The following is a 22,950-nucleotide window of genomic DNA, read 5'->3' as shown; positions in this document are numbered from 1 at the left end:
GGTGAAGGAGGCACCCCCATGAATATTCTCGACCGCTATCACGCCATGGAGTACGGCCCGGCGCCGGAAGCCCGCAACGAGGCCGATGCGTGGCTTGCCGCGCGCGATTTCGGCAAGGCGCTGTTCATCGACGGCGGCTGGAAGGCCGCGACCGGCGGCAAGACCTTCGACACCAGCGAGCCGTCTTCCGGCAAGCTGCTGGCCAAGGTCTCCGACGCCAGTGCCGCCGATATCGACGCGGCGGTTGCGGCCGCCACCAAGGCGCTGCCGAAATGGAGCGCCAGTTCAGGCTACACCAGGGCAAAAGTGCTCTACGCCATCGGCCGCGCCATGCAGCGGCATCAGCGTCTGTTCGCGGTGCTGGAATCGATCGACAACGGCAAGCCTATCCGCGAAAGCCGTGACATCGACGTGCCCCTGGCGATCCGCCATTTCATCCATCACGCCGGCTGGGCGCAGGCGCTGGACAAGGATTTTCCCGGCCACAAGGGGGTCGGCGTCGTCGGCCAGATCATCCCGTGGAATTTCCCGCTGCTGATGCTGGCCTGGAAGATCGCGCCGGCACTGGCCGCCGGCTGTACGGTGGTGCTGAAGCCTGCCGAATTCACGCCGCTCACCGCCATCCTGTTCGCCGAAATCTGCGAACGTGCCGGCGTGCCGAAGGGCGTCGTCAACATTGTGCAGGGCGGACCGGAAGCTGGCGCGGCCATCGTCGGCCATCCCGGCATCCAGAAGATCGCCTTCACCGGCTCGTCCGAAGTCGGCAAGATCATCCGGAAAGCCACTGCCGGATTGGGCAAAAAACTGTCGCTGGAGCTCGGCGGCAAATCGGCCTTCATCGTCTTCGAGGACGCCGATCTCGACAGCGCCGTGGAAGGTCTGGTCGACGGCATCTGGTTCAACCAGGGCCAGGTCTGCTGCGCCGGTTCGCGGCTCCTGGTGCAGGAAGGCATCGCCGAAGCCCTGATCGCCAAGGTCAAGACGCGGATGAGCCGTCTGCGCGTCGGCAGCCCGCTCGACAAGAACACCGATATCGGCCCGCTGGTCGACCTGACGCAGCTCGACCGCGTCAAGGGCCTGGTCGCCGAAGGCGCGAAGCAGGGAGCCGTCTGCTGGCAGCCGGATGCCGCGCTGCCGTCTTCCGGCTATTACCATCTGCCGACGCTCGCCACCGGCGTTTCGCCGGCAAATATCCTGGCGCAGGAAGAGGTGTTCGGCCCGGTGCTGGCGACCATGACCTTCCGCAACACCGAGGAAGCGATCGAGCTTGCCAACAACACGCGCTATGGCCTCGCGGCGAGCGTGTGGAGCGAGAACGTCAACCTCGCGCTCCATGTCGCGCCGCAGTTGAAGGCCGGCGTCGTCTGGGTCAACGGCACCAACATGTTCGACGCCGCCTGTGGTTTTGGCGGCTACCGCGAAAGCGGCTTCGGCCGTGAGGGCGGGCGCGAAGGCATGTTCGAATATCTCGCGGCAAAACTGCCGCTCGGACCGGTCATCAAGCCGGCGACGGCCTCGGCGCAGCCCGTCGAGCAGGCTGATGGCGCGGCCATCGACCGCACGGCAAAACTGTTCATCGGCGGCAAGCAGGTGCGGCCGGACGGCAATTATTCGCTGGCTGTCGCCACCGCCAAGGGCAAGCTGGCCGGTGAAGTCGGCTTTGGTAACCGCAAGGACATCCGTGACGCCGTCGCGGCCGCGCGCGGCTGCAAGGGTTGGCCCGAGGCGACCGCCTATAACCGCTCCCAGGTGCTGTATTACCTGGCCGAGAACCTTTCCGGCCGCGCCGCCGAATTCGTCGCCCGTCTCACCGAACTGACCGGGGCAACGCCGAAAGCGGCGGGGGAAGAAGTGAATCAATCGATCGAACGGCTGTTTCTCTATGCCGGTCTTGCCGACAAGTTCGAGGGGCGTGTGCACCAGCCGCCGGCCCGCGCGGTGACGCTGGCGCTGCATGAGCCGGTCGGCGTCGTCGGCATCGTCGCGCCGGACGCCGCACCGCTGCTCGGGCTGATCTCGCTGGTCGCGCCGGCGCTCGCCATGGGCAACGCCGTGGTCGCGGTGCCTTCGGAACGCTATCCGCTGCTCGCCACGGATCTCTATCAGGTGATCGAATATTCCGACGTTCCGGCCGGCGCCATCAACATCGTCACCGGCCGCAGCGCCGAACTCGCCGGCGTGCTGGCCAAGCATGACGATGTCGACGGGCTCTGGGTGTTCGCCGATGCCGAGACCTGCGCCAAGGCGGAAGCCGAGTCCATCGGCAACCTCAAGCGCGTCTGGAGCGGCAATGGCCGCAGCCTCGACTGGGCATCCGACGAGGCGGCCGGCGATGCTTTCCTGCGCCGCGCCATCGAGGTGAAGAATGTCTGGGTGCCTTACGGCGACTGACATTCCGGCGTGTTGCAATGGTGATCGTGTTCGGGCTTGACGCCCGGACATATGTTCTTTAACGAGAAAAAACATCTTTATCAGTGAACTGGGACAGGCTGCACGATAGCGCCTGGCTGGCACATGACGCCGTCGCCAGCCGCCGATAAGGGCAGTTGACCCAAGCAGGCGAGGAAAACAGCATGGCGGATCTGGCAGGCAAGGTCGTTGTCATCACGGCAGCGGCGCAAGGCATCGGCAAGGCAAGCGCCCTGGCCTTCGCCAAGACTGGAGCCACCGTCCACGCCACCGACATCAACGAGACGCTTCTCGCCGAACTCGCCAAGACGCCCGGGATCAAGACCCGCAAGCTCGATGTGCTGAACGATGATGCGGTCAACACCGCCTTCGCCGAGATCGGCCGCGTCGACGTGCTGTTCAACTGTGCCGGCTTCGTCCATGCCGGCTCGATCCTGGAGATGAAGGATGCCGATCTCGATTTCGCCTTCAACCTCAATGTCCGCGCCATGATCCGCACCATCAGGGCCGTGCTGCCCGGCATGCTGGAGCGCGGCGACGGATCGATCGTCAACATGTCCTCGGTTGCCGGCGCCGGCAAAGGCGTGCCGAACCGCTTTGCCTATGGCGTCACCAAGGCCGCCGTCATCGGCCTGACCAAGGCGATTGCCGCCGACTATGTCGGAAAAGGCATACGCTGCAACGCCATATGCCCAGGCACGGTCGAGAGCCCGTCGCTGCAGGACCGCATGCATGCGCAAGGCGACTACGAAGCCGCCCGCGCCGCCTTCATCGCCCGCCAGCCGATGGGCCGGCTCGGCACGCCGGAGGAAATCGCCGATCTCGCCGTCTATCTGGCCGGCGCGACCTACACGTCCGGGCAGGCCTATAATATCGACGGCGGCTGGTCGATCTGACCGCAGAGATCAGGCGCCAGCAGGAGGATCGGGTTCCGCCCCATTTTTGCCGAGGCTCGGGAAGTCTGAAAATCCAGCGCGCCGGCCCGCCCGACAGCTGTCCGCGCTTGCCCGGGATGAGGTCGATGGGTACGGTCCGCCCGGCTCCTCGGGAGCCATCGCCTCGGCGGAGAGTTTGCAAAAGGCCGCGAGGCCGCAACCAGGAGAAGGATTTAGATGAAACTGCTGCGCTATGGCGAGGTGGGGAGCGAACGTCCCGGCCTGCTCGATGCGGATGGAACGATCCGCGATCTCTCCGCCCATGTCGCCGACATTGCCGGTACCACGCTTCATCCGGCCTCGCTGGAGATGCTGTCAAAGCTCGATCCGAAGTCGCTGCCGGTGGTTTCCGGCAAGCCCCGCCTCGGCGCCTGCGTCGCCGGCACCGGAAAATTCATCTGCATCGGCCTCAACTACTCCGACCACGCCGCCGAAACCGGCGCTACCGTGCCGCCGGAGCCGATCATCTTCATGAAGGCGAGCTCGGCCATTGTCGGTCCGGACGACGACGTGCTGATCCCGCGCGGCTCTGAAAAGACCGACTGGGAAGTCGAGCTCGCCGTGGTCATCGGCAAGACGGCAAAGTATGTCAGCGAAGCCGACGCGCTGGATTATGTCGCCGGCTATGCCGTCGCGCATGACGTGTCCGAGCGTGCCTTCCAGGCCGAGCGCCAGGGCCAGTGGACCAAGGGCAAGAGCTGCGACACGTTCGGCCCGACCGGCCCGTGGCTGGTGACCAAGGACGAGGTTGCCGACCCGCAGAACCTGAAGATGTGGCTGACCGTCAATGGCAAGACCATGCAGAACGGTTCGACCAAGACCATGGTCTACGGCGTCAAATATCTGGTGTCGTATCTCAGCCAGTTCATGTCGCTGCATCCGGGCGACATTATTTCGACGGGTACCCCGCCCGGCGTGGGCCTGGGCATGAAGCCGCCGGTGTTCCTCAGGGCCGGCGACGTGGTGGAACTGGGCATCGAAGGCCTGGGCCAGCAGAAGCAGACGTTCAAGGCTGACGTGTAGGCACGGCTTCTCCGTTCGTTCCTCTCCCCCGTCGATCGGAGGGAGAGGAAAGAACACGCGCCGTCGTATCTACTTCAGCACTTTCCCATCCGCACCAAACCTATACGTCTTCGCCGGATCCGGCGTCGCGTAGAGCGTCGCGCCCGGCTCCGCGTCGTACACGCCGAAGATGCGCACCGTTATCAGCCCGGCCTTCTCGCAATCGAGATAGAGATTGGTGTCGGCGCCGAGATGCTCGGCATGCACCACCGTGCCCTTCCAGGCGCCTGACTTGGTGTCGACGGTCAGATGTTCCGGCCGCACGCCGATGGTCTTGGCCGTCTCGCCGAGACGCGCACCGTCGATGAAATTCATCTTCGGCGAACCGATGAAGCCGGCGACGAATTCGTTTGCCGGCGCATTGTAGAGCTCCATCGGACCGCCGATCTGCTCGATGCGGCCGGCGTTGAGCACGACGATCTTGTCGGCCAGCGTCATCGCCTCGACCTGGTCATGGGTGACGTAGATCATCGTTGCCTTCAGCCGGCGGTGCAGCTGCGCGATCTCAAGCCGGGTGTTGACGCGCAGTGCCGCATCGAGGTTCGACAAGGGCTCGTCAAAGAGAAACAGTTTCGGCTCGCGCACCACGGCGCGGCCGATGGCGACGCGCTGGCGCTGGCCGCCGGAGAGTTCGGCCGGTCGCCTTTCGAGATAGGGCTCCAGCGACAGCATGGACGAAGCGATGCCGATGCGGCGATCGATCTCGGCCGCCGGCGTGCCGGCCTGCTTCAGGCCGAGGCCCATATTGTTCTTCACCGTCAGATGCGGATAGAGCGCATAGGTCTGGAAGACCATGGCGATGCCGCGCTTGGCCGGTGGCGTGACGGAGACATCCTGACCATCGATGACCACGCGGCCCGAGGTCGAATCCTCCAGCCCGGCGATGACCCTGAGCAAGGTCGACTTGCCGCAGCCAGACGGGCCGACGAAGACGACGAACTCGCCATCGGTCACTTCGAGGTTGATGCCCTTCAGCACCTCGACCGGCCCGAAGGCCTTCTTCACATTCTCGATCTTCAGCGAGCCCACAATGTTGTTCCTAGCTTTAGAGTTTGACGGCTGCGCCGCTGCGCACGCTCTCGTCGGCGGCAAGGCAGACGGCGAGCGACTTCACCGCGTCGTCCATGTGGCGGGTCAGGTCCAGATCCTCGCGGATCGCCTTCAGCACGAAGGCCTGTTCGAGGTCGCAGAGGTCCTGGTGGCCGGGTTCGCCGGCCATGGACAGCATCTCGTCTTGCCTGGCGAATTTGCCGTCCGGGCCGGTCGCCGCACTGTGCAGGCGGATGGTCGAGGTCTTGGTGTGGGTGTCGATGTCATCGGACTTGACGCCTTCCTTCATGACGATCGACACGCAACCATTCGGCGACATGACGTCCTTCACGAAGAAGGCGGTTTCGGAAATCATCGGCCCCCAGCCGGCTTCATACCAGCCGACCGAACCGTCATCGAACAGCACCTGCAGGTGGCCGTAATTGTACATCGTCGGCGCCACCTCCTGCGTCAGCCGCACGCCCATGCCGCGCACCTCGACCGGCTTCGCGTCGGTGATCTGCAGCATGACGTCGAGATAGTGCACGCCGCAGTCGACGATAGGCGACGTCGTCTGCATCAGCTGCTTGTGCGTCTCCCAGGTATGGCCTGAGGATTGCTGATTGAGGTTCATGCGGAAGACATAGGGGCCGCCGAGCTTGCGCGCCTCGGCGATCAGCCGAACCCAGGACGGGTGGTGGCGCAAGATGTAGCCGATCACCAGTTTCCTGCCGTTGGCCTTGGCGGCCGCGACAACGCGTTTGGCATCGGCCACCGTGGTTGCCAGCGGCTTTTCGACGAAGACGTGGCAGCCGGCCTCGAACGCCCTGACCGCATAGTCGGCATGGCTGTCGGAATAGGTGGCGATGCAGGCGACATCGGGCTTTTCCTCGCGCAGCGCCTCGTCAAAGGAACGCCTGATGCCGTAGCCCGACAGCCCGTCCGGCAACGGCACGTCGGAGCGGTTGACGAGTGCTGCGATCTCGAAGCCACGATTGGTGTGATAGGCCAGCGCGTGGCTGCGGCCCATATTGCCGAGCCCGGCGACGATTACGCGAAGGGGTTGAGCCATTTCAATCTGCCTTTTCTTGGCTGCGGGCTGCGAGAGCTACGAGCACAGAAGGCTCGCATTCATCTGCAATTCGCAGGCTAGTCCGTTCGCTTTCGCAACGCGCCAAAAGCCCAAAGCCGTAAGTGTCAACGCCATCCTTAATGAGCGACAGCCTATGATCGTCGGGTAGGGGATGCTCAAGATTGAGTGCCTGGGTGAACGCCTTCGACTGGCTGTCTTCCATTTGGGAATCGACGCGCCAACGAATGTGACAGTTGTGTTCTTTCGGCCGGCGCTCCGGACCAAGCCGCGTAAACCAGACGGCGGCGTTGATATAGAACTGCGGCCCCCAGGAAGACTTCTGAAGGTTCAGCAGGCAGATCGTCTCCGGCCACTCCAGGTAGAAATTCGTGGCGCGAACGCCTCGAAATCTATAGCGGCTCGCTGTCTCGACAAGCGCCTGTACGACAATCTCTCGACCGCCACTCACTTGACGGCTCCCGACGTAATGCCGCGGATCAGCTGGCGCGAGAAGATGACGTAGAGGATCAGCACCGGCATGATCGCCAGCGAGAGTGCGGCCAGGATGGCGTTCCAGTTGGTGACGAACTGACCGAGGAACAGCTGTGCGCCGAGCGTCACCGTCTTGGTCTCTTCCGACGGCGCCAGGATCAGCGGAAACCACAGATCGTTCCAGATCGGGATCATGGTGAAGACGGCGACAGTCGCCATCGATGGCCGCACCAGCGGCAGCACCAGCCGGAAGAAGATGGTGTATTCGGACAGCCCATCGATGCGGCCGGCGTTCTTCAGGTCATCGGACACCTGCTTCATGAATTCCGACAGGATGAAGATGGCGAGCGGCAGACCTTGCGCGGTGTAGACCAGGATCAGCGCCGTCAGCGTGTTGACCAGCCCGCTCGCCACCATCAATTGCAGGATGGCGACGGTGCCCAGCCGGATCGGGATCATGATGCCGAGCGCCAGGTAGAGCCCCATCAGCGAATTGCCGCGGAAGCGGTATTCCGACAGCGCGAAGGCAGCCATGGCGCCGAACAAAAGCACGAAGAACAGCGAGGCAACGGTGACGACGAGGCTGTTCTGGAAATAGTGGATGAAGTCGCCCTGGCCGATCACCGTGGTGTAGCCGATCAGGTCGAATGTCTTCGGCGTCGGCGGCGTCAGCGGCGCGCCGAAAATGCCGGCGCGTGACTTGAACGAATTCATGATCACCAGGATCACTGGAAACAGCGCGATCGCCGTATAGGTCAACAGGATCGCGTGGGCGCCGATGGTGCGGGGCAGCGAACGGGTGGCGGTGCTCATCTCTTGCCCCTCAGAACTGGTAGCGACGCAGGCGCGTCTGGACGAGGAAGAGGTAGACGCAGACGCCGCCGAGGATGATCAGGAACATCATCGTGGCGATCGCCGCGCCCATATTGGGATCGCCGACCTGCAGCTGGAAACCGAAGAAGGCGCGGTAGAGGAAGGTGCCGAGAATGTCGGTCGAATAGTTCGGCCCGGCGAGCGCGCCTTGTGCGGTGTAGATCAGGTCGAAGGCGTTGAAATTGCCGACGAAGGTGAGGATCGAGATAATGCCGATCGACGGCAGGATCAGCGGCAGCTTGATCTTCCAGAATTGCGACATGCCGGTGATGCCGTCGCATTCGGCCGCTTCGATCACCTCGTCGGGGATCGACAGCAAAGCGGCGTAGATCAGCATCATCGGAATGCCGACGAACTGCCACACCGAGACCAGGCTGAGCGCGGTCAGCGCGTATTCTTCCTTGCCGAGCCATGGCGTGAACAGGCTTTTCAGGCCGATCAGGTCCAGCATATGCGGCGCTACGCCCCAGAGCGGCGACAGGATCAGCTTCCAGGCGAAGCCGACGATGACGAAGGACAGGATGGTCGGCACGAAGATCGCCGTGCGGTAGAAGGCCGCGAATCTAAGCCTCGGGCTGGACAGGAGGGCGGCCAGCATGACGCCGATCGGGTTCTGCACCAGCATGTGGATGATGAAGAACCAGACATTGTTGCGCAGCGCATTCCAGAAATTCACAGACCAGTTCGGGTCACCGAACAAGGTGCGGAAATTGTCCAGACCGACAAAGACCTGGTGCTGCTCGAGGTTGCGGAACAGCGACAGCTGCAGCGTGCCGGCCAGCGGCAGGATCATGATCGCCGTATAGACGAGCACGGCCGGCGCCAGGAAGACGCCAATGTGCCAACGGAACGGTCTTTTCGGTCTGATATCTGCGGCCATGAGTTCGGTTCCCGCCGTCTCTCGGTTCCAGACGATGTTGTTGCTAGATGATGCCTCGATGCACGGCCCAGACATCCTTGCCCGGTGCGGCAAGAACAAAGGCCTGCGACTGATCAGCCAGCCTTCCCCAAGACGAGCAAGGGCCGCGAGGCGGTGCCGACAATCGCTATCTGAACGGGCTTATTCTGAAGCCAGAGTATCCGGAACCGGCCAGGCATGCGCCCGGCCGGCTCCGTTGCCTGAGCTCTTACTTCGCCGGCTTATACCAGCTGTCGAGACCGGTTTGCAGCTTCTTGGCCGCGGCTTCCGGCGTGTCGGTGCCGTTGATGACGTTGGCCGATTCAACCCAGGTCTCGTTTTCGAGGTTCGGCGTGCCGCGCGACAGGATCTGGTAGGTCGAGCGGATCGTCGACTTGCACTTGCCGCGCCAGGAGACGAATTCCTGCGCCAGCGGATCGGCCATCTTCACCGGCGCGGAGTTCAGGCTGAAGAAGCCCGGCAGCGCGTTGGCGTAGATGGTGGCGAAGTCCGGCGAGGCGACCCAGGACAGGAAGGTCTTGGCCGCGTCGGCATGCTTGGAAGCTGCATTCAGGCCCATGCCGATGTCGGTATGGTCGGAGATGTAGCAGGTGTCGCCGGCCTTCTCGACCGGCGGCGGGAAGGCGCCCATCTTGAACTGGGCCTGGGTGTTGAACAGGCCGATTTCCCACGAGCCGGCCGGGTAGATGGCGGCGCGGCCGAGCGTGAACAGGTTCTGGCTGTCCGGATAGGTCTGCGCCTCGAAGCCGTCGCCAAGGTACGGCTTCCACTTGGCCAGTTCCTCAAAGGGGGCAACCCATTGCTTGTCGGTCAGCTTCTGCGTGCCCTTGATCAGCGCGGCGCGGCCATCCTCGCCCTTCCAGTAGTTGGGGCCGATGTTCTGGTAGCCCATGGTCGCGGCCTCCCAGAGATCCTTGGTGCCCATCGCCATCGGGATGTAGGTGCCGTCGGCCTTGATCTTGTCGAGCGCGGCGAAGAACTCGTCGCGGGTCGTTGGCACCTTGATGCCGAGCTTGTCGAAGGCGTCCTTGTTGTAGATGAAGCCGTGGATGACAGACGCCATCGGCACGCAGAAGCTCGCCTTGCCGTCATCGGTCTGCCAGGCGGACTTGGCGACCGGCGAGAAGTTCTCCATGCCGGGCAGCGCCGAGAGATCGGCGAGGTTGCCCTTCTTGTAGAGTTCAAGCGACTTGTCGAAGGGGCGGCAGGTGATCAGGTCGCCTGCCGAGCCGGCGGCGAGCTTGGCGCCAAGTGCGGCGTCATATTCGGTCGGCGCCGATGGCGCGAACACCACCTTGATACCGGGATTCTTGGCTTCGAAGGCCGGGATCAGCTTGTCCTTCCAGATGGCAAGGTCGTCGCCGCGCCAGCTTTCGATGTTGAGCGTTACGTCCTCGGCATGAGCCAACCCGGCCGAGCCGAGAATGCTGGTGCCCAGAAGCAGTGCCGTCAGTAATTTCGTTGTCATGCTCAGTCTCCCTGTTGACCTTTTTCAGGTTCGGTTTTGATGAGAACAGAGGCTTGTGACCCCTTGCTCCCCTCGCAAGCCCGTTTCACCCCGATGGAAATCGGGATGAAACCGGCCCTACTTCTTTGTTCGAGCATGATCTTTTCCGGGATCATGCTCGAGAGCGGAAAGGGCTGGCCGCAGCTTCTGGCCGGCCTCTTCCAGTATCTTCTGCGCCGCATCGGCGCTGTCGGCGCCGGCGGCAAGCAGAATGGCGGTCTTGACCGCGCCGCCGCTCTTTTCGAGGAGCCGGGCGGCTTCGTCCCTGTCGCGCCCGCTGATGGCGGCGACGATGCGCGCGGCGCGGTCGCGCAGCTTGATGTTGTCGGCCATGAGATTGACCATGTAGCCGTCATGGACATGGCCGAGATGGACGGCGGTCAGCGTCGACAGCATGTTGAGCGCGATCTTCTGGGCGGTGCCGGCGCCCATGCGCGTCGAGCCGGCGATCACTTCCGGCGGCGTCTCGAGCAGGATGGCGGTTTCGGCCTGGCGAAGCAGGGCCGAGTCCTTGTTGTTGGCAATGCCGATCGTCGCGGCGCCACGACGCCGGGCGTCCTCGATGGCGCGCACCGCATAGGGCGTGGTGCCGCTGGCGGAAAGGGCGATCAGGCAATCGCCGGCGCCGATGCCGGCCTTGGCGACCGCCGCCGAGGCTTCCTCCGTATCATCCTCCGGGCCGCCGGCCAGGGTCCTGAAGGCTTCGTCGCCGCCGGCGATCAGGATGGCGATGCGATCGCGCCGGATGCCGAAAGTGCCGGGAAGTTCCAGGGCGTCGGCCAGCGCCATCAGGCCGGAACTGCCGGCCGCGGCGTAGGCAAGCTTGCCGCCGCCGCTCAACCGGCTGGCGATAATCTCGGCTGCCCGAGCGATGGCGGGGATGGCGTTGCGGACGGCCTTGGCGGCTTCGATCTGCGCATCGGCCAGCGAAACGAGGATGGCTTCCGGAGCCTGGATATCCAGCCCCTCGGCATTCCTGTGAAGCGCTTCGGTGCGCGTTTCGGCCATCCGCGTTCCTCCAATGCCAGAACAATACCAAAAAAATACCACTTGTCCACATGCATTAACGAAAACGCGGACAGGAATTCGCTGAGCCGGCGAAATGTCGAGGATTTTCAATAAAATACGGCTTAATCTTTTTGAAACGGAAATTAACTCTTGGCTATTGGTATTTTATTGGTATTATCCGCCCGGAGGAGAAATCGCGTGAAATTCGTGCTCGGCATCGATGGCGGCGGCACCAGCTGCAGGGCCGCCCTGGCAACAGTTGAAGGTGCGGTCATTGGCCGTGCCAAAAGCGGCGCCGCCAACATCCGCACCGACCTCACGGGCGCGCGCTCGAACATTGTCGACGCCGCGCGGCAGGCTTTCATCGCCGCCGGGCAGGATCCCGAGTTGATCCCGCAAACGCCGGCCATTCTGGGCCTCGCCGGCGCCAATGTCGGCACCTACCGGCAGCAGCTCGAGGCCATCCTGCCGTTCAGCACAAGCCGCGTCGAGACCGACGCCGAGATCGCGCTCGAAGGGGCCGTCGGATCCGGCGACGGCGCCATGGCCATCCTCGGCACCGGCACTGCCTATATGGCGCGCAAGGATGGCACGTCGCGCGCCATCGGCGGCTGGGGTTTCCAGGTCGGCGACCAGGGCAGCGGCGCCCGCATCGGCCGCGATCTGCTCGAACAAACCCTGCTTGCTTATGACGGCGTCCGCGCGGCTTCGCCGCTGACCGACGCCATGATGGCCATCTTCCGCAACAATCCGGAGGACGTGGTCGAATTCACCACCAATGCCAAGCCCGGCGATTTCGGCGGCTTCGCGCCCAAAGTCTTCGAGCATGCGCAAAAGGGTGATGCCGTCGCCAACTGGATCGTCGACAAGGCGGTCGGCGATGTCGAGGCCTCGCTCGGTGCGCTCGGCCTTTCGGACGACGCGCCGCTTTGCCTGCTTGGCGGGCTGGCGCCGCTTTATGCGCCGCGCCTGTCGGCGCGTTACCGGGCTTTGCTCAAGCAGCCGCTCGACGACGCGCTGGGCGGCGCGGTGCAGATGGCGGCCCGGCTTTTCGCTAAGCCAGTGGAGGCGGCGCGATGAACGACGCCGCCGACCAGATATTCGCCACGCTGAAGCAATCCGCGCAAAGCGGCGCGCCGCTCTATCTGCAGCTGCGCAAAAGCATCGAGGACGCCGTCAATCGCGGCCTGATCGGCCCGGGTGATGCGCTGCCTTCCGAGCGCGACATCGCCACCAAGGCCGACATTTCGCGCGTCACCGTGCGCAAGGCGGTGCAGGACCTGGTCAAGGGCGGCATCCTGGTGCAGCGCCACGGCTCCGGCACTTTCGTGGCGCCACGGATGGAGCGCGTCGAGCAATCGCTGTCCCGGCTGACGTCGTTTACCGAAGACATGGCGCGGCGCGGCATGGCGGTGCGTTCGGCATGGCTGGACCGCGGCCTCTACGCGCCCTCGCCCGACGAGATGATGGTGCTTGGCCTGTCGTCGAGCGAGCTGGTGGCGCGCGTGGCGCGCCTGCGCATCGCCAACGACACGCCGCTGGCGATCGAACGCGCCTCGCTGTCGGCCAGCGTGCTGCCCGATCCGGCGGGGATAGGCTCATCGCTCTATGCCGCGCTGGAATTGACTGGCAACCGGCCGGTGCGGGCCGTGCAACGTATTTCGGCCGCCAATCTCGGCGACGGCGACGCGCGCCTGCTCGAAGTGCCGCCGGGTATCGCTGGCCTGCATATCGAACGCATCTCCTATCTGGCGAGCGGCAAGGTGATCGAATTCACCCGCTCCATCTACCGGGGCGACGCCTATGATTTCGTCGCCGAACTGCGGCTGACAGGGCCGAGCGAAGAGGGCCGACCATGATCTCCAACACCACCCATATGCAACGCGAGATCGAGGAGATCCCTGAGGCCGTCGCCCGCCTGCTCGACGGTTCCGGCGCCGTGCTCGCCGAAGCCGGGCGCGGAATCAAGGAGCGTGACCCGCATTTCGTTGTCACCGTGGCGCGCGGCTCGTCCGACCATGCGGCGACCTTCATGAAATATGCCGTCGAGCTGACCGCGGGCCTTGCCGTCGCCTCGGTCGGCCCGTCCATCGCTTCGATCTATGGCCGCAAGCTGAGGCTCGAAGGCTCGGCGTGTCTGGCGATCTCGCAGTCGGGCAAAAGCCCCGACATCGTCGCCATGGCCGAAACCGCACGCGCCGGCGGCGCGCTGACCATCGCCGTCACCAACACCGCCGACTCGCCGCTGGCGCGCGCCTCGGACTATGCGATCGACATCCTTGCCGGACCCGAGCGCAGCGTCGCGGCGACCAAGACCTTCGTCAATTCCGCCGTCGCCGGCCTTGCGCTGATGGCGCATTCCACCGGCGACGACGCGCTTCTGGCGGCGCTCGCCCGCTTGCCCGAGCATTTCGGCAAGGCGATCGCCTGCGACTGGATGAGCGTGCTCTCCGAAACCATCGAGAAGCAGAAATCGCTGTTCATCCTTGGCCGCGGCCCGTCGGCGGCGATGGCCAACGAGGCGGCGCTGAAGTTCAAGGAAACCTGCGGCATGCATGCCGAGGCCTATAGCGCGGCCGAAGTCATGCACGGTCCTCTGGCGTTGATCGGCCCTGACTTTCCGGTGCTGGCATTGGCCGCGCGCGATGCGTCCGAACCGTCCATCACTGAGGCGGCTGACGGGCTGGCGGCCAAGGGAGCACCGGTGTTCGTCACCTCGGCGCTTTCCGACCGCGCCACGCGCCTGCCGCATGTCGCCACCGGTCACCCGCTGACCGACCCGCTGACGCTGATCGTTTCGTTCTACGTGTTCGTCGAGGCCTTCGCCCGCCACCGCGGCCTCGACCCGGACACGCCGCGCAATCTTCGCAAGGTGACGGAGACCGTATGAGCGACCGTTTTGCCCTGACTGGCGCCCGCATTTTCGACGGTGCCGACTGGCATGAAAGCCATGCCCTTGTCGTGCGCGATGGTCTGGTCGAGGCTATCTTACCCTCTGGCGCGATCCCCTCGGATATTCGGATCGTGGGAACCGGTGGTGGTATTCTGGCGCCGGGCTTCCTCGACATCCAGGTCAATGGCGGCGGCGGCGTCATGCTCAACGACCACCCCGATGTCGCCTCGATCGAAACCATATGCCGGGCGCATGCGCCCTTCGGCACGACGGCGCTGCTGCCGACGCTGATCACCGACACGCCCGAAATCACCGCCGCCGCCATCGCTGCCGGCGAGGCGGCCGCGCTGCAGAAGGTGCCGGGCTTCCTCGGCCTGCATCTCGAAGGCCCGCATCTGTCGATCGCGCGCAAGGGCGCGCATGATCCGGCACTGATCCGGCCGATGACGGATGCCGACCAGGCAATGCTGATCGCGGCGCGGCGCAAGCTGCCGGTGCTGCTCACCACGATCGCGCCGGAATCCGTCGATCCGGGCCGCGTCGCGGCCTTGGCCAAGGCCGGCATCATCGTCAGCCTCGGCCATTCCGACACGGGCTACGCCACAGCAAAGGCCTTCGCCGAGGCCGGCGCCGGCGTGGTCACGCATCTGTTCAACGCCATGAGCCAGATCGGCAACCGCGAGCCGGGCCTCGTCGGCGCGGCCATGGACATCGGCACATTGTCCGCCGGGCTGATCGCCGACGGCATCCATGTCCACCCGGCAACCATCAGGATCGCGCTCGACGCCAAGCAGAGGCCGGGCAAGATCGTGCTGGTCACCGACGCGATGGCGACGATCGGCACCAACATGACGTCGTTCACGCTCAACGGCCGCACCATCTACCGCAAGGACGGGAGTCTGCGGCTTGCCGACGGCACGCTGGCCGGCGCCGATCTCGACATGATCTCGGCTGTCCGGTTCATGCACGATGTCGTCGGTGTCGATCTGTCCGAGGCCTTGCGCATGGCCTCGCTCTATCCGGCGCAGGCGATCGGCCAGTCGCACCGGCTTGGCCGCCTGGCCAACGGCACGGCGGCCGACATCGTTGCGCTGTCGGACGATCTTGGCATAGGAAGCGTCTGGATCGGCGGCGACAAGGTGTTCGAGGCCGGCGCTTCACGCTGAAGGCGAGCCCATGCAGACAATCGATTGCGTCGTCGCCGGAGCGGGCGTCGTCGGGCTTGCCATCGCCTGGACGCTTGCCGTGTCGGGGCGCGAAGTGGTGGTGGTCGAGCAGGCGGATGCGATCGGCACCGTCACCAGTTCGCGCAATTCCGAAGTCATCCATGCCGGGCTTTATTATGCGCCGGGAAGCCTGAAAGCCCGGCTCTGCGTCGAAGGACGCCAGCGTCTCTACGCCTATTGCGCCGAGCACGACATCGCCCATAAGCGTACCGGCAAGCTGATCGTTGCCAGCGAGCCCGGCCAGACGGAGGGGTTGCGGAACATCGAGGCCAATGGGCGACGTTGCGGGGTCGATGATCTCCAATTCCTGACGCGTGACGAAGCCAAGAGCCTGGAGCCGGCGCTGACATGCGCCGGCGCGCTGCTGTCGCCATCCACGGGCATTGTCGACAGCCATGCGCTGATGCTGTCGCTGCGCGGCGAGGCCGAAGCCGCGGGTGCGTCCTTTGCTTTCCTGACAACCGTTGCCGGCGCGACTGTCGAGGCCGGCGAGATCCGGATCGAAACGCGCGATGCCAATGGCGAGACCTTCGCCCTGGAGGCTGGCGCCTTCATCAATGCCGCGGGCCTCGAGGCACAGGCTCTGGCCGGCCGGATCGACGGTTTCCCAGGGGATCTCATTCCCCGGCAATGGCTGGCGCGCGGAAACTACTTCTCCCTTCCCGGCCGGTCGCCTTTTTCGCGGCTGATCTATCCGGTTCCGGTCGAAGGCGGCCTCGGCGTCCATCTCACACTCGACCTTGGCGGCCGTGCGCGCTTCGGGCCCGATGTCGAATGGATCGACCATGTGGATTACATGGTCGACCCCGGCCGGAGCGCCGTCTTCTACGAAGCGATCCGGTGCTATTGGCCCGGTCTTGCCGACGGCGCCCTGCAGCCCGCCTATGCCGGCGTCAGGCCGAAACTGTCGGGTCCCGGCCAGCCGGCGGCCGACTTCATCATCCAGGGTCCGGCCGATCATCGCGCGGGGCGGATCGTCAACCTGTTCGGCATCGAGAGCCCGGGCCTGACGGCAAGCCTGGCCATCGCCGACCATGTCGTCGAATTGCTGTACCCGCGATAACGGTCGCAGCCGGGAATTTGCCGTCTCGAGCGGGTGGCATGAAACCTTTTGATTTCGAGCTCGTTGTCGGGGCGTATGTCCGAGGCGAAACCCAGATCCAGACCGGCCGACGGCATCAAACCGCGCGGCGCCCCCAAGCCGCGACGGCAAAAGCCGCGTGACGAGAGCCCGCGCGAGGAGGAGGCGAGCGAAAAGAAACCAGGCGGCAAGAAGGCACCTATCGTCGAAGCGGCCGCGTCCGACATCGCCGCCGAGGCTCCGCCGCCGGAAGCCGTCGAACCCGACCCGGAGCTGACGCCTGAGGAAGCAGAACAGGCGCGCAAGAAGTACCTGCTCAAGCGATTCTGGATCAGCGGACGCGGTTATTGGGGGCGGCAGGGCGACAAGCTCGGCTGGCCGCTGACGATCGGACTGCTGATCCTGATCGTCGTCAATGTCGGCTTCCAGTACGGGATCAATGTCTGGAACCGTGCCATTTTCGATGCCATCGAGAAGCGCGACGCTCACACCGTCTATTTCCTGAGCGCGGTGTTCGTGCCGCTCGTGGCTGGCAGCATCAGCCTTGTCGTCACGCAGGTCTATCTGCGCATGACCATGCAGCGCCGCTGGCGCTCCTGGCTGACCACCTCGGTGATAGCGCGCTGGCTCGCCAACGGCCGCTACTACCAGCTGAACCTCGTGCAGGGCGACCACCAAAACCCCGAGGCCCGCCTCTCGGAAGATCTGCGGGTCGCCACCGAGGCGCCCGTCGACTTCGTCGCCGGCGTGATTGTCGCCACCCTGTCTGCGTCGACCTTCATCGTGGTGCTGTGGACCATCGGCGGGGCCTTGAGCTTCAATCTGGGAGGCTCGACCTTCACCGTGCCGGGCTTCCTCGTCGTCACCGCGGTGATCTATGCCGCGATCACCTCCACCTCGATGTTCGTCATCGGCCGCGATTTCGTTCGGCTGTCCGAAGAGAAGAACCAGACGGAAGCCGAATTCCGCTACGTGCTGACGCGCGTGCGCGAAAACGGCGAGAGCATCGCATTGCTCGGCGGCGAGGAGGAGGAACGCAGCGGCATCGACAGGACCTTTGGCGGCGTGCTGAAGCGATGGGCGCAACTGACCGGCCAGCATATGCGCACGGCCCTGGTCTCGCAGGGCTCGAGCCTTTTCGCACCCGTCGTGCCGGTGTTGCTCTGTGCTCCAAAGTTCCTTGAAGGCTCGATGTCGCTCGGCCAGGTCATGCAGGCGGCCTCCGCCTTCGCCATCGTGCAGGGCGCTTTCGGCTGGCTGGTCGACAATTATCCGCGCCTCGCCGACTGGAACGCCTCCGCGCGCCGCATCGCCTCGCTGATGATGTCGCTCGACGGGCTGGAGCGCGCCGAGCAGAGCGATGAGCTCGGGCGCATCCAGCACGGCGAGACCAAGGGCGAAACGATGCTCTCCCTCGATGATCTCTGCGTGACGCTCGACGACGGCACGTCCGTGGTGAAGGAAACGGAGGTGGCGGTCGAACCGGGCGAACGGGTGCTGGTGTCGGGCGAATCCGGTTCGGGTAAGTCGACGCTGGTGCGGGCGCTCGCCGGCCTGTGGCCATGGGGAAGCGGCAGCGTCAATTTCCATCCCCACAAGCGGTTGTTCATGCTGCCGCAGCGGCCTTATATCCCGTCCGGCACGCTGCGCCGGGTGGTCGCCTACCCCGCGGCCGCCAACAAGTGGAAGCTCGACCAGATCAAGGCCGCGCTAGACAAGGTCGGCCTCGGTTACCTCGCCGGCCGGATCAAGGAGGAAGCGCCCTGGGACCAGACGCTGTCGGGCGGCGAAAAGCAGCGTGTCGCCTTCGCGCGCCTTTTGCTGCATCGCCCCGACATCGTCGTACTGGACGAGGCGACCTCGGCGCTGGACGAGAAGAGCCAGGACCAGATGATGCAAACGGTGATCCGCGAACTGCCCGAGGTTACCATCGTCAGCGTGGCGCATCGCGCCGAATTGGAAGCCTTCCATACCCGCAAGATCACGCTGGAGCGGCGCAAGGGCGGCGCGAAACTGGTCGGGGATATCGATCTCGTGCCGCGCAACCGCAAACGCGGGCTATTTCAGCGCGCATTGTGGGGCTCCGGCACGAGGATCAACAAGCCGCGCAAGACGCCGAACGGCAGCTAGGACGCGTAAAGATCCTTGTAGGCGTCGCGCAGCAGATTCTTCTGGACCTTGCCCATCGTGTTGCGCGGCAATTCGTCGACGAAGATCACCTGCTTCGGGTGCTTGTACCTGGCCAGGCGTCCGGTGATGGCGCCGAGGATTTCGGCTCCGGTGATCGCTGCCCCCGGCGCCCGCACGACGACCGCGGTGACGCCTTCGCCGAAATCCGGATGGGCGACGCCGATGACGGCGCTTTCGCTCACTCCATCAAGTGCGTCGATCTCGCTTTCGAGCTCCTTCGGATAGATGTTGTAGCCGCCCGAAATGATCAGGTCCTTGCCGCGGCCGACAATATGGACATAGCCATCGGTGTCGACCATGCCGAGATCGCCGGTGATGAAGAAACCGTCGGCGCGGAATTCCGCCCTGGTCTTTTCCGGCATGCGCCAGTAGCCGCCAAAAACGTTGGGACCCCTGACCTCGATCATGCCGACCTCGCCTTGGGCCAGCGGCTTGCCGCTGTCGGGGTCGACGATGCGCAGCGCCACGCCAGGCAAGGGGAAGCCGACCGTGCCGGCGCGCCGTTCGCCCTCATAGGGGTTCGAGGTGTTCATGTTGGTCTCGGTCATACCGTAGCGTTCGAGGATGGCGTGGCCGGTGCGCTCGCGCCAGGCCTTGTGGGTGTCGGCCAGTAGCGGCGCCGAGCCGGACACGAACAGGCGGATGGTCTTCGTCGTTTGTCGGTCCAGTCCATCCTGCTGCAGCAGGCGCACATAAAAGGTCGGCACGCCCATCAGCGCGGTGGCGCGCGGCAGCAGCGCGACGATGCGGGCCGGGTCGAACTTCTGCTCGAACAGCATCGAGGCGCCCGCCATCAGGACGACATTGGTGGCGACGAACAGGCCATGGGTGTGGAAGATCGGCAAGGCGTGGATCAGCACGTCGTCTGATGTGAAGCGCCATTGCTCGACCAGCACCCGCGCATTCGAGGCCAGGTTCTCGTGGCTGAGCATGGCGCCTTTCGAGCGGCCTGTCGTTCCCGACGTGTAGAGGATTGCCGCGAGATCATCCGGTCCGCGCGCCACGTCATGAAAATCTGAAGGCAGACGCGAAGCCTGGTCCGCCAGCGATCCTCGGCCATTGCGGTCGAGCGTGACGACGGCGGCGCCGGATGGCTCGACCATGCGCCCGATATCGGCCGCCCTTGCCGGATCGCAGACGATGACGCGCGGCGCCGCATCCTCGAAGAAATAGCCGAGTTCGGTCAGCGTGTAGGCGGTGTTGAGCGGCAGGAAGACGGCGCCGGCGCGCACACAGGCGAGATAGAGCAGCAGCGCCTCCGGGCTCTTTTCGACCTGCACGGCGACCCGGTCGCCGGGCTCGACATCCAACTGCAGCAGCGCATGAGCGAACTGTGCCGACCGCGCCAGCATGTCGCCATAGCTCAGCGAACGCCCGTCATCGGTTTTCATCAACAGATGCCCGGGCGCCGGCATCCGGGACCGGAACGCATCGAACAGATGATTGCTCATGAAGTCTTCCCGCAGTGACGGCAATGGCGACGCCGGCAATGCCTTTGGGGCAACATGAGTCGGCGGCGAAGAGTTCGCGTTTCGCGGCCATGCCGTCAAGACCGCAAACGGCGATCCGGCACCTCACGTCCGCCGAACGGTCGCGACAAGGCGCCAAAGGAGATCGTTACCGCCGGGCGCGTTCGGCCGCGGCGGCGACCTTTGCGACTTCGCCTTGCTTGAAACGTTCCATGCATATGGAAGCGGTCAGCTGGTAGTGATCGATCAAAGCCTGGACGGCGCCGTCGGCATTGCCATCGAGCGCGCATTCGGCGATCAGCCGGTGTTCGGCGAAATCGTCGCGCTGGATGCTTTCGCCGTCATGGGCCATTTGCCGGTAGCGGTAGGCGTGGTCGGAAAGCTGATCGCAGAAACCCACCAGCCAGTGCGACCGGCAAGCCGAGATCAGCACCCGGTGGAAGGTGCGGTGCAATTTCTCCCAGTCCGGATCGAGCGACGTGGCATTCTGCGGCGAAAGACGTGAGGCGCGGCCCAGGCGATGCAGCGCCAGCACCAGCTGTTCTTCCCATTCGGCGGTGCGGTGGGCAATGGATTCGCGAAGCGCCCGCTCCTCGAGCCAGCAACGGGTGCGCGTCAGCTCCTCGAGCTCCGTCGCACTGACCGGCATGATGAAAAAGCCACGCTGGTCGTGGCGACCAAGAAGTCCTTCGGAAGCAAGGCGATTTAGGGCTTCACGAACCGGGGAAGCGCCGGCGCCATATTTGGAAACAACCCACTCGACCCGCAGTTTGCTTTCGGTTTCAAGAGCGCCACCGAGAAGATCATCCCGCAATTGGTGATAGACCGTACTGGCAAGTGTGCTCTTGGATTCTCTGCCGTCGTCGTTCAGATTGGCAGCTCCGTATGTCAAAATCGACTCCTTGTCCCCATTTTTTCGCTGGGCAATTCGAGTCCGATAAATCCTTCCGTACGCGTATCTTACAGTGGTTGCGTCAAGGGGCTCAAGCAGAAGATAGCGCTATTGTACTTAAGCACAAAGGAATATACCCCGATCTGCATCCGATCGTGGAAATTCGAGCATCTCTGCAACCAGCAGAAACTTAACATGTTTTGTATGCACGCAGGATTATCTGTTTGGTGTGTGCTTGTGCGAGCATCTTTTCTGTCGCGCGCAAAGGCAGCGGACGGTTCGCTCCGAATCAGGCCTTCTCGGCGAATCTGATTCGGGCGTGAGCGCCCTGCAGGAGCCGTGTCCATACATCGGCTCTTAGAGCGGTTCACCGATTCATGGAAACGGCGAGCCGCTGTAACTCATTGTTTTGACGCAATCCCCTAGGGAAAACCGCTCACACTTTTCCTCGAATTGCTCTGGCCGGCCTACTGAACCAAAACGGGAAGGATCGCGACGTCTAGCCGGCTGCCTTGTCGGCCGCTGTCCTGATCGCCTCGATGTTGGCGCGGTAGGCTTCGACGCTGCCGCCCTTGAAGATGGCCGCACCCGCCACCAGCACATCGGCGCCGGCTGCCGTGACCAGGGGCGCCGTTTCGGGCGAAACGCCGCCGTCGATCTCGATGCGGATCGGGCGGTCGCCGATCAGCGCCTTAACCCTTCTCACCTTGTCGACGATCCCCGGGATGAAGGCCTGGCCGCCGAAGCCCGGATTGACGGTCATGATCAGGATCAGGTCCAGCCGATCAAGAACATATTCGATCATCGTTTCCGGCGTCGCCGGATTGAGCGACACACCGGCCTTCTTGCCGAGATTCCGGATGGTCTGCAGCGAGCGGTCGAGATGCGGCCCGGCCTCGGCATGCACCGTCATGCCGTCACAGCCGGCTTCGGCGAAGGCGGCGAGATAGGGATCGGCCGGCGCAATCATCAGATGGCAGTCGAAGAAGGCCTTGGTGCGGTTGCGGATCGCCTTGATGACGGGCGGGCCGAAGGTGATGTTGGGGACGAAATGACCATCCATGACATCGAGGTGGATCCAGTCGGCTCCTGCCGCCGCGACGGCTTCGACCTCGTCACCGAGCTTCGAAAAATCCGAAGCCAGCACCGACGGTGCGATCAGGGTCTTTTTGCTCATCGTGCGGCCTTTCCGGGCGGCCTTTCATCTGGTCGCTCCGAATCGACTGCCTAATGCCCGGCGGGTGACTTGTCGAGGGTGCAGGCGTGGCGGCTCCACAGGCTTGGATTGCTTTGCCGCGTCTGCGATCCCCGATTGCCCGGAGCCATGAAGAAAAACCCGCCGGATCGCTCCGGCGGGTTTTTGGTCTGGCGTCGGGCAGATGGTTACTGCTGCTGGAGCTTCAGGATCCTGTTTGGAACCGGATCCTGCTGCTCAACCTGCGGCTGACGCCGTGGCAGCACTTGCTGCAGCAGCAGGCCCGGGTTGATCTCCAGCGACGGCTGCCCGCGGATCGGCCGGCAGTTTGGATACCTTCCGATCGTGCCTTCCGGGCAGCGCCGCCTGAAGATCGGCTGGCACTGGCCATTGATCATCTGCGTGCCGGGCGCGCATTCCGTCTCCTGGCTGGGCCTGCGGCATGCGCCATCGATCACCTCGGTCCCACGCGGACAGACACACTCGCCGCGCTTGTTGTGGACCTGGCCGCGTATGTCGCATTGCTCCAGTTGCGGCTGCTTGCGCCGGCACGCGCCGTCGATCACCTCGGTACCACGCGGGCAGACGCAATCGCCATTGGCATCGTGGACCTGACCACGGATAGCGCACTGCTCGGGCTTCGGCCGCACCGGACGGCAGGCGCCGTTGCGCACCTCGGTGCCCTGCGGGCAGACGCA

General features: G+C 64.3%; 19 protein-coding genes and 1 pseudogene. 9 read left to right on the top strand and 11 right to left on the bottom strand.

Translation table 11 applies throughout. The features are described 5' to 3' along the window. Positions 1–18: 18 nt before the first annotated feature. From ACWGS8_RS18265 to ACWGS8_RS18255, 3 genes are all read left to right on the top strand, one after another. On the top strand, positions 19–2,391 hold the full coding sequence (locus ACWGS8_RS18265; protein WP_454582234.1) for an aldehyde dehydrogenase family protein: 2,373 nt from the start codon (positions 19–21) through the stop codon (positions 2,389–2,391). A 182-nt stretch (positions 2,392–2,573) separates the two neighbouring features. Then, entirely contained in the window at positions 2,574–3,305 is a 732-nt protein-coding gene (locus tag ACWGS8_RS18260) for an SDR family oxidoreductase (protein ID WP_454582233.1), read from the top strand. Between the two features lie 216 nt (positions 3,306–3,521). Further along, positions 3,522–4,367, top strand: coding sequence for a fumarylacetoacetate hydrolase family protein (locus tag ACWGS8_RS18255; protein WP_454582232.1), 846 nt, complete (start codon positions 3,522–3,524; stop codon positions 4,365–4,367). 69 nt (positions 4,368–4,436) lie between these two features. Here the strand turns inward: ACWGS8_RS18255 and ACWGS8_RS18250 are convergent, their stop codons facing one another. From ACWGS8_RS18250 to ACWGS8_RS18220, 7 genes are all read right to left on the bottom strand, one after another. Further along, entirely contained in the window at positions 4,437–5,435 is a 999-nt protein-coding gene (locus ACWGS8_RS18250; protein WP_454582231.1) for an ABC transporter ATP-binding protein, read from the bottom strand. Positions 5,436–5,451: 16 nt separating this feature from the next. Continuing rightward, positions 5,452–6,507, bottom strand: coding sequence for a Gfo/Idh/MocA family protein (locus ACWGS8_RS18245; protein ID WP_454582230.1), 1,056 nt, complete (start codon positions 6,505–6,507; stop codon positions 5,452–5,454). 1 nt (position 6,508) lies between these two features. Next, positions 6,509–6,976: a DUF4304 domain-containing protein gene (locus tag ACWGS8_RS18240; protein ID WP_454582229.1), complete on the bottom strand. Its 468-nt coding sequence runs from the start codon at positions 6,974–6,976 to the stop codon at positions 6,509–6,511. Next, the gene (locus ACWGS8_RS18235) at positions 6,973–7,812 is read right to left on the bottom strand and encodes a carbohydrate ABC transporter permease (RefSeq protein ID WP_095083652.1); all 840 of its coding nucleotides are present in this window, start codon (positions 7,810–7,812) and stop codon (positions 6,973–6,975) included. Before ACWGS8_RS18235 ends, ACWGS8_RS18240 begins: the two co-directional genes overlap by 4 nt. A gap of 10 nt (positions 7,813–7,822) precedes the next feature. Further along, a complete protein-coding gene (locus tag ACWGS8_RS18230) occupies positions 7,823–8,752 on the bottom strand; it encodes a carbohydrate ABC transporter permease (protein WP_454582228.1) in 930 nt (309 codons plus the stop codon). 247 nt (positions 8,753–8,999) lie between these two features. Continuing rightward, positions 9,000–10,259, bottom strand: a complete 1,260-nt coding sequence (locus tag ACWGS8_RS18225; RefSeq protein WP_454582227.1) for an ABC transporter substrate-binding protein — start codon at positions 10,257–10,259, stop codon at positions 9,000–9,002. Positions 10,260–10,376: 117 nt separating this feature from the next. Beyond that, positions 10,377–11,306 (bottom strand): N-acetylmuramic acid 6-phosphate etherase, encoded by a 930-nt coding sequence (locus tag ACWGS8_RS18220; protein WP_454582226.1) that lies wholly within the window; start codon positions 11,304–11,306, stop codon positions 10,377–10,379. A 198-nt stretch (positions 11,307–11,504) separates the two neighbouring features. Here ACWGS8_RS18220 and ACWGS8_RS18215 point away from each other — a divergent pair, with 198 nt between their 5' ends. The 6 genes from ACWGS8_RS18215 to ACWGS8_RS18190 all read left to right on the top strand — a co-directional run bounded on the left by ACWGS8_RS18215 (position 11,505) and on the right by ACWGS8_RS18190 (position 18,636). Then, positions 11,505–12,386, top strand: coding sequence for a BadF/BadG/BcrA/BcrD ATPase family protein (locus tag ACWGS8_RS18215; RefSeq protein ID WP_454582225.1), 882 nt, complete (start codon positions 11,505–11,507; stop codon positions 12,384–12,386). Beyond that, the gene (locus ACWGS8_RS18210) at positions 12,383–13,165 is read left to right on the top strand and encodes a GntR family transcriptional regulator (RefSeq protein ID WP_454582224.1); all 783 of its coding nucleotides are present in this window, start codon (positions 12,383–12,385) and stop codon (positions 13,163–13,165) included. Before ACWGS8_RS18215 ends, ACWGS8_RS18210 begins: the two co-directional genes overlap by 4 nt. Next, a complete protein-coding gene (locus tag ACWGS8_RS18205; RefSeq protein WP_454582223.1) occupies positions 13,162–14,196 on the top strand; it encodes an SIS domain-containing protein in 1,035 nt (344 codons plus the stop codon). The genes ACWGS8_RS18210 and ACWGS8_RS18205 overlap by 4 nt, the downstream gene beginning before the upstream one ends. Beyond that, entirely contained in the window at positions 14,193–15,365 is a 1,173-nt protein-coding gene (gene nagA, locus ACWGS8_RS18200; RefSeq protein WP_454582222.1) for an N-acetylglucosamine-6-phosphate deacetylase, read from the top strand. Before ACWGS8_RS18205 ends, nagA begins: the two co-directional genes overlap by 4 nt. Positions 15,366–15,375: 10 nt before the next feature. Further along, positions 15,376–16,488: an NAD(P)/FAD-dependent oxidoreductase gene (locus ACWGS8_RS18195; RefSeq protein ID WP_454582221.1), complete on the top strand. Its 1,113-nt coding sequence runs from the start codon at positions 15,376–15,378 to the stop codon at positions 16,486–16,488. Between the two features lie 75 nt (positions 16,489–16,563). Further along, positions 16,564–18,636: an ABC transporter ATP-binding protein/permease gene (locus tag ACWGS8_RS18190; RefSeq protein WP_454582220.1), complete on the top strand. Its 2,073-nt coding sequence runs from the start codon at positions 16,564–16,566 to the stop codon at positions 18,634–18,636. Here ACWGS8_RS18190 and ACWGS8_RS18185 read toward each other — a convergent pair. The 4 genes and pseudogenes from ACWGS8_RS18185 to ACWGS8_RS18170 all read right to left on the bottom strand — a co-directional run. Next, positions 18,633–20,147, bottom strand: a complete 1,515-nt coding sequence (locus ACWGS8_RS18185; protein WP_454582219.1) for a malonate--CoA ligase — start codon at positions 20,145–20,147, stop codon at positions 18,633–18,635. The two genes, ACWGS8_RS18190 and ACWGS8_RS18185, sit on opposite strands and share 4 nt — an antisense overlap. Before the next feature lie 166 nt (positions 20,148–20,313). After that, positions 20,314–21,057: a GntR family transcriptional regulator gene (locus ACWGS8_RS18180; RefSeq protein WP_454582218.1), complete on the bottom strand. Its 744-nt coding sequence runs from the start codon at positions 21,055–21,057 to the stop codon at positions 20,314–20,316. A 499-nt stretch (positions 21,058–21,556) separates the two neighbouring features. After that, entirely contained in the window at positions 21,557–22,234 is a 678-nt protein-coding gene (gene rpe / locus ACWGS8_RS18175; RefSeq protein ID WP_096452246.1) for a ribulose-phosphate 3-epimerase, read from the bottom strand. A gap of 206 nt (positions 22,235–22,440) precedes the next feature. Then, positions 22,441–22,950, bottom strand: a pseudogene (locus ACWGS8_RS18170) (hypothetical protein); the annotation flags it as partial.

This window comes from Mesorhizobium sp. 43Arga (assembly GCF_053714255.1).
This window is presented reverse-complemented; position numbering and strand designations above follow the sequence as displayed.